The sequence below is a fragment of the Mesorhizobium amorphae CCNWGS0123 genome (assembly GCF_001686985.1).
GTDB classification, from domain to species: Bacteria; Pseudomonadota; Alphaproteobacteria; order Rhizobiales; family Rhizobiaceae; genus Mesorhizobium; species Mesorhizobium amorphae.
Genome location: NZ_CP015318.1, coordinates 95,723 through 108,279 on the forward strand (window position 1 = coordinate 95,723; position 12,557 = coordinate 108,279).

General features: G+C 63.8%; 15 protein-coding genes. 11 read left to right on the plus strand and 4 right to left on the minus strand.

What is annotated here, in order from left to right; translation table 11 throughout:
• Positions 1 to 64: 64 nt before the first annotated feature.
• From A6B35_RS00405 to A6B35_RS00415, 3 genes are all read left to right on the plus strand, one after another.
• On the plus strand, positions 65 to 1,795 hold the full coding sequence (locus A6B35_RS00405) for a Na/Pi cotransporter family protein (protein WP_006199904.1): 1,731 nt from the start codon (positions 65 to 67) through the stop codon (positions 1,793 to 1,795).
• A gap of 281 nt (positions 1,796 to 2,076) precedes the next feature.
• On the plus strand, positions 2,077 to 2,664 hold the full coding sequence (locus tag A6B35_RS00410; protein WP_006199903.1) for a YqaA family protein: 588 nt from the start codon (positions 2,077 to 2,079) through the stop codon (positions 2,662 to 2,664).
• Positions 2,665 to 2,791: 127 nt separating this feature from the next.
• Entirely contained in the window at positions 2,792 to 3,310 is a 519-nt protein-coding gene (locus tag A6B35_RS00415; protein WP_006199901.1) for a disulfide bond formation protein B, read from the plus strand.
• 286 nt (positions 3,311 to 3,596) lie between these two features.
• Here A6B35_RS00415 and A6B35_RS00420 read toward each other — a convergent pair whose 3' ends face one another.
• Together A6B35_RS00420 and A6B35_RS00425 are read right to left on the minus strand one after the other, a co-directional pair.
• Complete coding sequence (locus tag A6B35_RS00420; protein WP_006199900.1) at positions 3,597 to 4,154, minus strand: HNH endonuclease; 558 nt, start codon at positions 4,152 to 4,154, stop codon at positions 3,597 to 3,599.
• A gap of 128 nt (positions 4,155 to 4,282) precedes the next feature.
• Positions 4,283 to 4,924 (minus strand): DNA-3-methyladenine glycosylase family protein, encoded by a 642-nt coding sequence (locus A6B35_RS00425; protein ID WP_006199899.1) that lies wholly within the window; start codon positions 4,922 to 4,924, stop codon positions 4,283 to 4,285.
• Between the two features lie 74 nt (positions 4,925 to 4,998).
• Here A6B35_RS00425 and gluQRS point away from each other — a divergent pair, with 74 nt between their 5' ends.
• The gene (gene gluQRS, locus A6B35_RS00430; protein WP_006199897.1) at positions 4,999 to 5,877 is read left to right on the plus strand and encodes a tRNA glutamyl-Q(34) synthetase GluQRS; all 879 of its coding nucleotides are present in this window, start codon (positions 4,999 to 5,001) and stop codon (positions 5,875 to 5,877) included.
• Positions 5,878 to 5,889: 12 nt separating this feature from the next.
• Here the strand turns inward: gluQRS and A6B35_RS36525 are convergent, their stop codons facing one another.
• Positions 5,890 to 6,402 (minus strand): hypothetical protein, encoded by a 513-nt coding sequence (locus tag A6B35_RS36525; RefSeq protein WP_244425851.1) that lies wholly within the window; start codon positions 6,400 to 6,402, stop codon positions 5,890 to 5,892.
• On the opposite strand from A6B35_RS36525, the gene A6B35_RS00440 reads away from it, so the two are divergent.
• Entirely contained in the window at positions 6,380 to 7,282 is a 903-nt protein-coding gene (locus A6B35_RS00440) for a DMT family transporter (protein ID WP_006199895.1), read from the plus strand. The two genes, A6B35_RS36525 and A6B35_RS00440, sit on opposite strands and share 23 nt — an antisense overlap.
• On the opposite strand, the gene A6B35_RS00445 is transcribed toward A6B35_RS00440, so the two are convergent.
• A complete protein-coding gene (locus tag A6B35_RS00445) occupies positions 7,252 to 8,103 on the minus strand; it encodes a YihY/virulence factor BrkB family protein (RefSeq protein WP_006199894.1) in 852 nt (283 codons plus the stop codon). The genes A6B35_RS00440 and A6B35_RS00445 overlap by 31 nt on opposite strands.
• Before the next feature lie 57 nt (positions 8,104 to 8,160).
• Between A6B35_RS00445 and A6B35_RS00450 the strand changes: the two genes are divergently transcribed.
• The 6 genes from A6B35_RS00450 to A6B35_RS00475 all read left to right on the plus strand — a co-directional run bounded on the left by A6B35_RS00450 (position 8,161) and on the right by A6B35_RS00475 (position 12,554).
• Complete coding sequence (locus A6B35_RS00450) at positions 8,161 to 9,027, plus strand: SDR family oxidoreductase (protein WP_081482044.1); 867 nt, start codon at positions 8,161 to 8,163, stop codon at positions 9,025 to 9,027.
• A 22-nt stretch (positions 9,028 to 9,049) separates the two neighbouring features.
• Entirely contained in the window at positions 9,050 to 9,241 is a 192-nt protein-coding gene (locus tag A6B35_RS00455; RefSeq protein ID WP_006199891.1) for a twin transmembrane helix small protein, read from the plus strand.
• A 19-nt stretch (positions 9,242 to 9,260) separates the two neighbouring features.
• Complete coding sequence (locus tag A6B35_RS00460; protein ID WP_006199890.1) at positions 9,261 to 9,842, plus strand: cob(I)yrinic acid a,c-diamide adenosyltransferase; 582 nt, start codon at positions 9,261 to 9,263, stop codon at positions 9,840 to 9,842.
• A 34-nt stretch (positions 9,843 to 9,876) separates the two neighbouring features.
• Positions 9,877 to 10,680, plus strand: coding sequence for a rhomboid family intramembrane serine protease (locus A6B35_RS00465; RefSeq protein WP_006199889.1), 804 nt, complete (start codon positions 9,877 to 9,879; stop codon positions 10,678 to 10,680).
• A 171-nt stretch (positions 10,681 to 10,851) separates the two neighbouring features.
• Positions 10,852 to 11,601, plus strand: a complete 750-nt coding sequence (locus A6B35_RS00470) for an electron transfer flavoprotein subunit beta/FixA family protein (protein ID WP_006199887.1) — start codon at positions 10,852 to 10,854, stop codon at positions 11,599 to 11,601.
• A 23-nt stretch (positions 11,602 to 11,624) separates the two neighbouring features.
• Positions 11,625 to 12,554, plus strand: coding sequence for an electron transfer flavoprotein subunit alpha/FixB family protein (locus A6B35_RS00475; RefSeq protein WP_006199886.1), 930 nt, complete (start codon positions 11,625 to 11,627; stop codon positions 12,552 to 12,554).
• The last annotated feature ends 3 nt before the right edge of the window (positions 12,555 to 12,557 follow it).

Below are 12,557 nucleotides of genomic sequence, written 5' to 3' on the forward strand. Positions count from 1 at the left end.
TCATTCGGGCAGCAACTGAACTTCGTGCCGCGTCGCAGTGGCGACTTGTTGGGGATAGCGTGAAATGGACATAGATATCTTCAAGGACATCCTCGTGCCGGTGATCGGCGGGCTGGGCATCTTCATGCTCGGTCTGGATTTCATGGCCAACGGCATCCAGGCGCTCTCGGTCAACCGGATGCGCGACTTCCTTGCCAAGGCAGCCGGAACGCCCATCAAAGGCGTGCTGGCGGGAACGCTGATCACGGGCGTCATCCAGTCGTCGACCGCGATGAGCGTCATGGTCGTCGGCCTGGTCAATGCCGGTGTCATCGCATTGCGGCCGGCGATCAGCGTCATCATGGGCGCCAATATCGGCACCACGCTCGGCAACGGGCTGATTGCGCTGCCGCTTGGCCCGCTCGGATTGATTCTCGCGGGCATATCGGCGCTGGTCTATTGCTTCGCCAACAGCGAGAAGATCAAGAACATCGCGCTCGCCTGCATGGGCTTCGCGCTGATCTTCTACGGCCTGAACCTGATGACCGGCGGCCTGCGCCCGCTTCGCAACCTGCCCGAAGTCATGTCGCTGCTGCAGACCCTCAAGGCCGATTCCTACCTCAACCTGCTGAAATGCGTGTTCATCGCCGCGGGAGTGACCGCGATGATCCACTCGTCCTCGGCAACGATCGGCATCGTGATGGGCCTGGGTGCTGCCGGCATTCTCGACTGGACCACGGCTGTCGCCTTCTCGCTCGGCGCCGATCTCGGCACCACGGTCACATCGTGGATGGCTTCGCTCAATCTTTCGAAGAACGCCAAGCGGACCGCTTACGCGCACATATCGTTCAACATCATCGGCGTCTGCATCACCATCCCGCTGTTCTTCGTCTCCATCCATGTGCTGGGTTGGGCCATGCAGTTCTTCGGCGGCGATCCGGCCGTTCCGGTGATCGTCGACGGCAAGGAAACCTTCCCCCTGGTGCCGGTGGCGGTCGGCCTCTACTCGACCTTCTTCAACGTCTTCAACACGCTGTTGCTGTTCCCGTTCATCGGTGTGTTCGAGCGGGTGCTGTCGCGTGTCGGCCACACGGATGCCGAGGACGCGGAGGATTTCTCGACGCCGAAATTCCTCGACCGCAAGCTGGCCAGCGATTTCGCCAGGGCCATTCCCGCCGTCCAGCAGGAGACGGCCCGTCACCTCGAGGCCGGCGCGATGTTCCTCGATATCGCGCGCGGCTCCAAGAAAGCGCCGGCCGATCCGGGCGAGCACTATCTCGCAACCGATATCCTCAGCCGCGACATCCGCTCCTACACCGCTTCGCTGATGAAGGAAGACTTGCCCTATGAACAGCTCGACCTGATCGCCAGCCTGATCGAGGAAGCGGACTTCACGGCCGCCTTGACGGAATCGATGCATCAGGTGGCTCGACGCGTCAAACGCGAGACGTTCAGCAATCCGGCGCAGGCCATTGTCGAGACCGCATTGAACAAGCTCGATGCCTCGCTGCGTGAGATCCTGCCCACCTATGGCATCTCCGGGCCGCAAATGCCGGCAGGCCATGTCAGCTTCCCGGAGGTCGAGGAACTGCGTGCGCGGACCCTGGCTCTTGGGCCGAATGCGGGTGCTGCCGAACGCGGCACGATCCTGGCCCTTCTCGGTTCGATCGAGCGGGCGGAGATCCTGATCCGCCGCATCGATGCCGAGCGCAAGTCGGTCAATCGCGCCGGCGTGGTTGCCCGCGCATCGGCACGCAGGCAGGACAAGCAGCGTCCGCTGGGCGATACCGGCCTCAGCCCTGTTCCGGCTGAGTAAAGGGCTGCGTCCGGACCACACTCCACCGAAACAATGCAACGCGGCATCGCCATCCGGCGGTGCCGCTTCCTCGTTATCGGGCGGCCCGCGACCAAACCTCACCTTTCCGTTTCGTGAAGCTTCAGCCATTGTGCAGCGCGGAAAATCTTTCTAGACAGACGGCGCGTTGAAGCGCCTCGCGTCCAGGAGATGGATGCGGCGTGCTTCTGGTCTTTGTTTTCATGCATGTCGTTTCCCCAAAACCGCTGCGCACTTTTGGGCGACGTGCATTAGGAGAGCCGATGCTTCGCGGACTTTACGACTGGACCTTGTCGCTGGCGGCGCGGAAATCCGCCGAATGGTGGCTGGCCTTCATCGCCTTCGTCGAAAGCTCGGTGTTCCTGGTACCGGCCGACGTGCTCTATCTGCCGATGGCCTTGTCGCGGCCCGACCGCGCCTACCGCTATGCGCTGATTGCCACCGCCGCTTCGGTTCTGGGCGGCATCGCCGGCTGGTTCATCGGCCACTATGCCTATGAAGCGGTGGCCAAGCCCATTCTCGAATTCTACGGCAAATACGACGAGTTCGAGGCGCTGCGCACCTCGTCCGGTATCGGCTTCATCATCCTGATGCTGGTCACCTCTGGCGCCGCCCATCTGCCGCCGATCAAGGTGGTGACGATCCTCTCCGGCGTCATCGGCGTCAACCTGCTGTTGTTCATCGCGCTGGCGATCGTCGCGCGCGGCGCCCGCTTCCTGCTGCTGGCCTGGCTGTTGCGCCGCTATGGCGAAACGATCCGCGAGTTCATCGAAAAGCGTCTCGGCCTGATCGCCAGCGCCGCCGCCGCTGCCCTGATTTTGCTCTATATCGCGGTCAGATACGCCCACTAGAGCAATTCCAGGAAAGCGTGAAACGGTTTTCCGTCCGGAATTGCGTCAAAACAAACAGATAGAGCGGTTCGGCGTTGCCGTGAAACGATGAACCGCTCCAAGCGACGAAGCAGACGGACCACCATCGATGACAGCGACCATGAATGCCGATACCGGACGCCAGCGCACGCGGGCCGCACTTTTCCTTGCCGTTGTCATGGCTGCCACCGTCGGCTCGGCGCTCGCCTTCCAGTACATAGGCGGCTACATCCCCTGTCATCTCTGCCTGGAGCAGCGCACGCCCTATTACATCGGCGCACCGCTGATGCTGCTGGCGGCGCTTGCCTCGGTGCTGGGCGCGCCCGCCTGGGCAACGCGCGGGCTGCTCGCCATCGGCGGCCTGCTGATGCTCTACGGCCTCTATCTCGGCGTCTATCATTCCGGCGTCGAATGGGCATGGTGGCAAGGCCCGGCCGATTGTACCGCCGGTGCCGGCCCGGTCGACACCGGCGGCAAGGGCGTGCTCGACGCGCTCGACAAATTCGTGCCGCCGTCCTGCGACAAGGCGGCGCTGCGCATCCTCGGCCTGTCGCTGGCCGGCTGGAACGCCATCGCCAGCTTCATCCTGGCCGCTGTCGCCTTCCGCAGCGCCTTCGCGCGGGATTGATCCAGCAAGCGCCGACGCGAGACTGAACTCGCACTGCCGGTCTGTGGCTGGACTTGAAGGGTCTGCGCCGCCCCTCATTGCCCTGACGGGCATTTCTCCCCGTATAGTGACGGGGAGAAAGACACCTTCATCCATGCTTTCGCTAATTTTCAACGCTGCAGAATGGGCGGCGAGGTTGCGGCCAATTCCCTTCTCCCCGTACTATACGGGGAGAAGGTGGCGGCACCCGGATGAGGGGCAGCACCTGACGCCGGCGATGCCTTGGCAACGCCGATCGCGCCGATCCCTACGGCTCCAACTCGACATCCCAGTACAGATAATCCATCCAGCTTTCATGCAGATGGTTGGGCGGGAACAGGCGGCCGTTGTTGTGCAGGTCGTGCACCGTCGGCTGGAAGGGTTTCTGCAGCGGCCACATCTTGGCGTGCGCCGGCATCATGCCGCCCTTCCTGAGATTGCAGGGCGAGCAGGCGGCGACGACATTCTCCCACGTCGTCGCCCCGCCGCGATGGCGCGGGATGACATGATCGAAGGTCAGGTCCTCCGGCGTGCCGCAATATTGGCACTGGAAACGATCGCGCAGGAAGACGTTGAAGCGGGTGAAGGCCGGATGCCTTGATGGCTTCACATAGGCCTTCAGGCTGACGACGCTGGGCAGCTTCATCGAGAAGGTCGGCGACGACACGGCGTGCTCGTACTCGGCGACGATGTTCACCCTGTCGAGGAACACCGCCTTGATAGCGTCTTGCCATGACCAGAGCGACAGCGGGTAATAGCTGAGCGGACGGTAGTCCGCATTCAGCACCAGCGCTGGAAGCCCATCCGGAGATACGGCAATCGTCACGCGTTGACCTCCTTGTCTCGCGAACCGATCGGCCGGGATACTGTAAGCCCGACATGACAGGGATGTGAAGCGGATTGTCGCTCGCCAGAAGCGTCAAAAACGCCTGATTTTCAGGCTTTTTTGTGGATTCACGCGGGGGGTGCAGCGTCCCTGCCCTTCAATTCGCGGTAATAGGCCCAGAAAAGCCGCGACGCGACACCTCGCCACGGGCTCCATGATTCGGCGAGCCGGATAAGCGTTTTCTCCGGCGGACGCGGGTCGATGCCGAGCGCGTGGCCGACGGCGCTCTGCAGCGCAACGTCCCGCGCCGGGAAGATGTCGGGGTGGCCGGCGGCGAACAAAAGATAGACTTCCGCCGTCCACGGGCCGATGCCCGGCACCGCCGTCATCGCCGCGATCGCCTTGGGGGCGTCGAGCAAACAGAGATGGTTGAGGTCAAGCCCATCGGCCACGGCTGTTGCCACGGCAATCAGGCCGCGCTGCTTCGGCCGCGACAGCCCGGCCTCGCGAAAGACGTCTTCGCCGGCGGCAAGGATCGCCTGCGGCGTCAACGGATCGAGCAGCGTCGTCAGCCGCCCGAAGATCGCATCGGCGCTCGCGCGGGACACTTGCTGCGAGACGACGATCGAGGCAAGGCTCCTGAACCCCGGCTCCGAAAGCCTGAGCGGCACATCGCCGGCCATGCCGCGCACCTTTTCAAGCCGCGGGTCGATGCGGCAGAGCGCGTCGAGCCCTTGCGCGATGTCGTCGAGATTGGCGATGCGTTGCATGTTCCCTTCCGCCTGGGCCGGGCGCAAGGTAGCAATCGGCGAAAGCGCCTGACAACCGACAAGCCGCTTGAGAGATGACGCTGCTGACATTCCGCTTTGCGCCGAGCCCGAACGGGCAATTGCATCTCGGCCACGCCTATTCGGCGCTGCTCAACCAGAGACTGGCGGCCGCGGCCGGCGGGCGCCTGCTGCTGCGCATCGAGGACATCGACATCACGCGCTGCACGCCGGAATTCGAAGCCGGCGTCCTTCACGACCTGAAATGGCTCGGGATCGGCTGGGAGGAGCCGGTGCGCCGCCAGTCCGAGCATTTTGCGCAATACCGGACGGTGCTCGACCGGCTGATTGCCGAAGAGCTTGTCTATCCGGCCTTCATGAGCAGAAGTGAGATCCGCGCCTTCATCGCCGGGAGCGAAAAGCGCGGCCGCGACTGGCCGCGCGACCCGGATGGCGTGCCGCTTTATCCCCCGGTGGACAAGGCGGTGCCGGTGAGGGAACGCCAGCGGCGGATCGCCGAGAACGTACCCTTTGCCTGGCGGCTGGATATGGACACGGCGATGGCGCGCGCCTCGGGTGATCTGTCATGGACCGAATTCACCGACGAGACGCTTTCCGGCACCAGACAGGTGGAAGCCCGGCCGCAGGACTGGGGTGACGTGATCTTGGCGCGCCGCGACATCCCGACCAGCTATCACCTGGCCGTCGTCGTCGACGACGCCCTGCAAGGCATCAGCCATGTCGTGCGCGGCCAGGATCTGTTTTCGGCGACCGGCGTGCAACGCCTGCTTCAGGACATGCTTGGCCTGCCGCAGCCGGGATACTTCCATCATCGCCTGATCCCAGGCCCGGACGGGCGCAAGCTGTCGAAGAGTTTTGGCGATACCGGCCTTGCCGCGCTCAGGCAGGCGGGCGTCTCGCCGGACGACGTCAGGCGGCTCGTCGGCATCACCTGAACAGCAGAAACGCTACCAGCGGGCCAGCCCGGCTTTGATGAACGCCATCGTGCTGATGAAGGCGAAGGCGCCGCCCAGGCCCCAGGCGATCGCGAGTTTGAGATCCCGCAGGCTGATGCCATGCTCGTTGGCGACCATCACCGCGACGAAAAAGCCGAGCGTGAACAGCAGCGTGTTGCCGGTCGAACCGAAGCCGTCGTCGCGCATGATCGCGTCGAGCGCTGTGCCGAAGAAGAAGCCGAAAACGGCCACTGTCGCGACCGTCATCAGCAGCCAGCTGGTGTCGAGATTCAAAAGCATGAATACCCATGGCGACCGAGCCGCCATGCCCCTGGGATCAATCGATTGAAACGATTGTCCTGACGCCGTTTGTTGAATTCGAATGAGCTTATGGATCAATCGTTTCATTTTGCTTGCCGGATTAAACGGCATTAGAGCAATCGCCGTAGTCAGTTCTTCATCGAATACGTCTCCACCCGGTTCACGGACGGCTCCCGGAAAAATGCACAGCATCAAGCGGTTCATCCCCGCCTCCTTCGTCGTCCTGTGGGCAACCGGCTTCATCGGTGCGCGTTATGCCATGCCCTGGGCCGAGCCGTTCACCTTCCTGGCCGTGCGCTTCGTTCTGGCCGCCATCCTGCTGGGCGGCTTGACAGTGATGCTCGGCTCCAAAGGAGCCACCCGGGCGGAAGCGCTGCATGCGATGGGCGCCGGCGTGCTGATGCACGGCGTCTATCTCGGCGCCGTGTTCTGGGCGATCCACAGAGGCATGCCGGCCGGCTTCTCTGCCCTGATCGTCGGTCTGCAGCCGCTGGTCACGGCAGTGCTTGCCGGCCGGTTTCTCGGCGAGGCGATCCTGCCGCGCCATTGGACGGGTCTCGCCGTCGGCCTTGCCGGCGTGGTCATCGTGCTGTGGCCGAAGCTCGGAGCGGTCGGCGGCGGCGTAACGGCAGCGACGCTGACCGCCTCGCTCATCTCGGTGCTTGGCATGAGCGCCGGCACGATCTGGCAGAAGCGCTTCGCCTCTGGTGGCGACCTGGTGGCGGCGACGATGTGGCAATATGTCGGCGGCGCCGCGCTGATGGCGCTCGCCTCGTTCGCCTTCGAGACGCGCACCGTCACCATCAATGGCGAGCTGATCTTCGCCATGGCTTGGCTGGTGCTGGTGCTGTCGATCGGCGCCATCTTCCTTCTGATGGTGATGATCCGCGACGGCGAGATGTCGAAGGTCGCTTCGCTGTTCTACCTCGTTCCCGCCGTCACCGCGGTCATCGCCTGGGCGCTGTTCGGCGAACAGCTCAACCTGGTCCAGATAATCGGCATGGCCATTGCGACACTGGGCGTCGGCCTTGCCACCGCCCAGCCAACCAGGAATCAGCCAACGCGGGCGCGCGCCTCGAGGTAGCGGCTGATCGCGGCATTGAGCTCGCCGCCGAGGATGAAGATCGCCGAGAGCATGTAGAGGAAGACGACTGCGATCATGATCGAGGCGAGGCCGGCATAGGTCGTCACATAGGACGAGAAATGATCGAGATAGGTGGCAAAGATAGTCGAGCCGGCAAGCCATGCCGCCAGCGTGAAGATGATGCCGGGCACGATCGAAAGGAAACGGCGCTTGCCCGCCGGCAGCCAGAAATGCACCGCGAACAGCCCGCCAACAATTACGGTCGAGGCGATGACGTAGCGCCATAGGGTGATCGTGCCCATATAGGGCTTGATCCCTTCGATATGCGCTTCGGCCAGCCGCGCCAGCAGCGGCGCGAACACCAGGAGCACGCTGATCACCAGGAAGCACGCCGTGGCGATCAGCACGAAAATGACGCTCTGCACCCGGCGGTAGATGATGCCGCGCGTCTCCGACACACGATAGGCGCGGTTGAGCGAGGTGCGCAGCGCCTCTATGCCGTTCGAGGCAAAATAGGCGGCAAGCAGCACACCGTAGGTCAAAAGGTCTGTGCGGCGGACGGTGAGCACGTTCTGCACCTCGCGCGCGATCGGCTTGGCGATCTGCTCGGGCCAGGTATCGAAGACGAGGTGCACGGCGGTGTCGGAGAAAGCCTGCGCGCCGAGGAAGCTCGCCAGCGTCGTGGCAAAGATCAGGAACGGGAACAGCGCCATCAGCGAGGTGATCGCCAGATGGCTGGCCATCGCCCAGCCGTCGTCGGTGTTGAAATGACCGATCGCGTCATAGAGCACGCGGCGCAGGACGACGATTTTCCGCAACAAGTCCCGCGTTCCCTTCGATTGTCTCGACGCCGCGAATATGGGAAGGGAATGCGGCAAATGGCAACCCTTGCTCAAACCACGATGCCCGCCGCGAACGAATTGCGCACCATCATCGTCACCGGTACCTCTTCCGGAATAGGCGCCTATTGCGCCCGGGCGCTCAAGGCGGAAGGCTGGCGGGTGTTCGCCACGGCGCGCAAGCCCGCCGACATCGCCGCGCTCGAGGCCGACGGCATCGAGACCTTCTATCTCGACTATCGCGAACCCGGCTCCATCGAGGCGCTGGTCGCCTCGGTGCTGGACCGCACCGGCGGGCGGCTCGACGCGCTGTTCAACAACGGCGCCTATGCCCAGCCGGGCGCCGTCGAGGATCTGCCGGTGGCGGCGTTGAGAGAACAGTTCGAGGCCAATCTCTTCGGCTGGCACGATTTGACGCGCCGCATCGTGCCGGTGATGCGCGGCCAGGGCCATGGCCGCATCGTGCACTGCTCCTCGATCCTCGGGCTGACGCCGGTGCGCTTTCGCGGCGCCTATGCCGCCTCCAAACATGCGCTGGAAGGCCTGATGCTGTGCCTGCACCAGGAACTCGCGGGCAGCGGCATCCATGTCTCGCTGATCGAGCCTGGACCGGTGACGTCGAAGATCGCCAGCAACGGGCTGTATTGGTTCCTGAAGAACATCGATCACGAGAACTCGGTTCACCGCGCCGACTATCAGGCGCAGTTGGCGCGGCTGCAGGCCGGCGGCAGCGTCTCCAGGCTGAAGCCCGGGCCGGAAGTGGTCCATAAGGCCTTGCGCCATGCGCTTCTGTCGCGGCGCCCGCGCCCGCACTATGTGGTAACAGTGCCGGCCAGGATCGGCGCGACGCTCAAACGTATCCTGCCCGCATCGATGCTCTACCGCCTGCTTGCCAGGCGCGCCTGAACGAAAACGAACTGGAACAGACATGGCAACTGTCTTCAACGTCCTCGCCGTCCTCGTCATGGTCGCCGTCGTGATCGTGCTGGTCCGCGGCCTCATCAACATGATGCGCGGCGGCGACGGCATGACCTCGAACAAGCTGATGCAGGCGCGCGTGCTGTTGCAGTTCGTGGCCTTGGTGCTGATCCTGCTGGCGGTGTATTTCACCCGCAAGTGAGCTTTCCGGGAGGCAGAGCGTGGTCAAGCTCAACAAGATCTACACCCGCACCGGCGACGACGGCACCACCGGCCTTGGCACGGGCGAGCGGCGGCTGAAGTCCGACCTGCGCGTCGACGCCTACGGCACGGTCGACGAAGCCAATGCCTGCATCGGCATGGCCCGCATCCACACCGCTGCCGGCCATCCGGCGATCGACGCGATGCTGTCCCGCATCCAGAATGACCTTTTCGATCTCGGCGCTGACCTCTGCGTGCCGGACAATGGCAAGCCGCTTGGCTACGAGCCGCTGCGTATCACCGCCTCGCAGACCGACCGCGTCGAAAAGGATATCGACCTGCTCAACAAGGATCTGCAGCCGCTCAAATCCTTCGTGCTGAACGGCGGCACCCCGGCAGCGGCGGCCCTTCATCTCGCCCGTACCGTGGCGCGGCGGGCCGAGCGTATCATGGTGGCACTGGCACAGGATCCGCGCGAACACGTCAACCGCGAGGCGATCAAATACATCAATCGCGTTTCGGACTTTCTGTTCGTCGCCGCACGCGCGGTCAATGACAATGGAAACGCCGACGTGTTATGGGTGCCCGGCAAGAACCGCTGAAATCGGCCGAAGCGGAAGGGGCAAGTCAAACCTCATGTTCATCCCGCTCTACGACACCAACAGGCTGCGCCACATCCGGCTGCAATATGTGACGATCGGCCTGATCGCGGTCAACGCGCTGGTCTTTCTCATCACCTCGATCGGCGGCGAAAACTTCAAGAACGCTGCGGTGCTCAGCCTCGGCTTTATCCCCTCCGTCGTCCACGACAGGGTCGAGCTGTCGCCCGAATTCGTCGTCATTCCGGAGAGCCTGAGCTACCTCACCTATGCCTTCCTGCATGCCGACATCTTCCATCTCGGCGGCAACATGCTGTTCCTGTGGGTGTTCGGCGACAATGTCGAGGACGCGCTCGGCCATATCCGCTACCTTATCTTCTACCTGCTTTGCGCCGCTGCCGGCGCCTTCTTCCAGGGCCTGGTAGCCTGGGATTCGCAAGTGCCGCTGATCGGTGCGTCCGGCGCCATCGCCGGCGTGGTCGCCGCCTATCTGATCCTCTATCCCCGGGTGAAAGTGTGGGTTCTCGCCTTCGCCCGCATCCCGCTGCGCATCCCGGCCTTTATCCCGCTCATCCTGTGGATCGTCTTCCAGATCGTCATGTTCGCCGCTGGTGGCGAAGACCAGGTTTCCTGGGCCTGCCATATTGGCGGCATCATCGCCGGCGCCGTGCTGGTGCTAGTCCTGCGCAGGCGCGGTGTGCCGCTGCTTGCCGGCGCGGATGGCGAGCCAACGGTTGAAGCCAATCAGGCGCCTGTCTCTGCCGAGCCGGTCGTCAGCGCTCCGCCTGCGGCCCAGCCGGCGCCGCAATGGGGCCGTGGTGGCGCTTCCAGCCCGGACTGAACCGATTTGACTGCGCAACGGATATTGACGCGCCGGGTTGTCGCAACTACGGAAGCGCCACCATTAGGCGTTTGAAGAGCAGAATTCCGTCCGGAATGTCGGCTTTCGACAACTCAGAAAGGGCGCGCGCTGCTATAGCGCGCCCAATTATCTCAGGAGAGGTGGCAGGAAATGAAGATCCTTGTGCCCGTGAAGCGGGTTGTGGATGCGAACGTCAAGGTGCGCGTCAAGGCCGACGGTTCGGCGGTTGAGCTTGCCAACGTCAAGATGGCAATGAACCCGTTCGACGAGATCGCGGTCGAAGAGGCGATCCGGCTGAAGGAAGCCGGCAAGGTCGAAGAGATCATCGTCGTCTCGATCGGACCGCAGCAGGCACAGGAAACCTTGCGCACCGCGCTCGCCATGGGCGCCGACCGCGCCATCCTGGTCAAGACCGACGAACAGACCGAGCCGCTCGGCGTCGCCAAGGTGCTGAAGGGCGTGGTCGAAGCCGAACAGCCCGGCCTGGTGATCCTCGGCAAGCAGGCAATCGACGACGATTCCAACCAGACCGGCCAGATGCTGGCCGCATTGCTCGGCTGGGCGCAGGGCACTTTTGCTTCCAAGGTTGTTGTCGAGGGCGACAAGGCCAAGGTGACGCGCGAAGTCGACGGCGGCCTGCAGACGGTGGAACTGAAGATGCCGGCGATCGTGACGGCCGACCTTCGCCTCAACCAGCCGCGCTACGCTTCGCTGCCCAACATCATGAAGGCCAAGAAGAAGCCGCTCGACGAGAAGAGCCCGGCCGACTACGGCGCCGACGTCAAGCCGCGGCTCAAGGTGCTCAAGACCGAGGAGCCGGGTGGCCGCAAGGCCGGCGTCAAGGTCAAGAGCGTCGCCGAGCTGGTCGACAAGCTCAAGAACGAAGCCGGCGTGCTGTAAGCGATCGGGAAAGGAACAAGAACATGGCAATTCTCCTCATCGCCGAACACGACAACGCAACCCTTTCCGACCAGACCGCCAAGGCGCTGTCGGCAGCCCTGCAGATCGGTTCGGACGTGCATGTGCTGGTGGCCGGCAAGGGCGCCAAGGGTGCGGCCGACGCCGCTGCCAAGCTCAAGGGCGTGACCAAGGTGCTGCTGGCCGAAGCCGACGAACTGGCCGAGCGCCTCGCCGAACCGATGGCGGCGCTCGTCGTGTCGCTGGCGGGCGCCTACGACACCATAATCGCGCCGGCGACCTCGTCGGGCAAGAATGTCGCGCCGCGCGTGGCAGCCCTGCTCGATGTCGCGCAGGTGTCCGAGATCATCGAAGTGGTCTCGCCCGACACCTTCAAGCGGCCGATCTATGCCGGCAACGCCATCCAGACCGTGCAGTCGACCGACGCCAAGAAGGTGATCACGGTGCGCACCGCCTCCTTCCAGGCAGCGCCCGAAGGCGGCTCGGCCGCTGTCGAGACCGCGAAGGCGGCCGCCAATCCCGGCCTGTCCTCCTTTGTCGAAAACAAGCTGTCGGAGACCGACCGTCCGGAGCTGACCTCGGCCAAGATCATCATCTCGGGCGGCCGTGCGCTGGGTTCTTCGGAAAAGTTCCAGGAAGTCATCCTGCCGGTCGCCGACAAGCTCGGCGCGGCGGTCGGCGCTTCGCGCGCGGCAGTCGACGCCGGCTATGCACCAAACGACTGGCAGGTCGGCCAGACCGGCAAGGTGGTGGCCCCTGACCTCTACATTGCGGTGGGCATCTCCGGCGCCATCCAGCACCTCGCCGGCATGAAGGATTCCAAGGTCATCGTCGCCATCAACAAGGACGAAGAGGCGCCGATATTCCAGGTTGCCGACTACGGCCTCGTCGGCGATCTGTTCGTCATTCTGCCGGAACTGCAAAAGGCGCTTTGACGC

Coding starts and splice junctions, on each gene's coding strand:
- A6B35_RS00405 (WP_006199904.1), top strand. CDS start 65: ATGGACATAGATATCTTCAAGGACATCCTCGTGCCGGTGATCGGCGGG.
- A6B35_RS00410 (WP_006199903.1), top strand. CDS start 2,077: ATGCTTCGCGGACTTTACGACTGGACCTTGTCGCTGGCGGCGCGGAAA.
- A6B35_RS00415 (WP_006199901.1), top strand. CDS start 2,792: ATGACAGCGACCATGAATGCCGATACCGGACGCCAGCGCACGCGGGCC.
- A6B35_RS00425 (WP_006199899.1), bottom strand. CDS start 4,924: ATGCAACGCATCGCCAATCTCGACGACATCGCGCAAGGGCTCGACGCG.
- gluQRS (WP_006199897.1), top strand. CDS start 4,999: ATGACGCTGCTGACATTCCGCTTTGCGCCGAGCCCGAACGGGCAATTG.
- A6B35_RS00440 (WP_006199895.1), top strand. CDS start 6,380: ATGCACAGCATCAAGCGGTTCATCCCCGCCTCCTTCGTCGTCCTGTGG.
- A6B35_RS36525 (WP_244425851.1), bottom strand. CDS start 6,402: ATGAACCGCTTGATGCTGTGCATTTTTCCGGGAGCCGTCCGTGAACCG.
- A6B35_RS00450 (WP_081482044.1), top strand. CDS start 8,161: ATGGCAACCCTTGCTCAAACCACGATGCCCGCCGCGAACGAATTGCGC.
- A6B35_RS00455 (WP_006199891.1), top strand. CDS start 9,050: ATGGCAACTGTCTTCAACGTCCTCGCCGTCCTCGTCATGGTCGCCGTC.
- A6B35_RS00465 (WP_006199889.1), top strand. CDS start 9,877: ATGTTCATCCCGCTCTACGACACCAACAGGCTGCGCCACATCCGGCTG.
- A6B35_RS00470 (WP_006199887.1), top strand. CDS start 10,852: ATGAAGATCCTTGTGCCCGTGAAGCGGGTTGTGGATGCGAACGTCAAG.
- A6B35_RS00475 (WP_006199886.1), top strand. CDS start 11,625: ATGGCAATTCTCCTCATCGCCGAACACGACAACGCAACCCTTTCCGAC.